Here is a 242-nt window from a genome sequence, read left to right as displayed (position 1 = left end):
AGCTTTCGCTCCCAACGGGGCAGCGACAGCTCGAATCTGGAAGAAGCAGTATAAACGATTTATACCGTTTATACAAGCGTAAGGATTGAGTAATGAAGTTGTATCAACGAACGTTCAACGCACTTCTTATTCACCACAACCTGCTAAGGTTATAGGGACAAGCCGTACGGGCAATTAGTACTGGTTAGCTTAATGCATTACTGCACTTCCACACCCAGCCTATCAACGTCCTGGTCTCGAAC

General features: G+C 45.9%; 1 rRNA gene. It reads right to left on the bottom strand.

The features are described 5' to 3' along the window. Positions 1-153: 153 nt before the first annotated feature. Positions 154-242: ribosomal RNA gene (locus H3H36_RS26575) — 23S ribosomal RNA — on the bottom strand; the annotation flags it as partial.

It is taken from the genome of Rugamonas fusca, assembly GCF_014042365.1.
Lineage (GTDB): Bacteria > Pseudomonadota > Gammaproteobacteria > Burkholderiales > Burkholderiaceae_D > Rugamonas > Rugamonas fusca.
The sequence above is the reverse complement of the archived record's forward strand: the minus strand, read 5'-3'. Positions and strand labels throughout refer to the sequence as shown.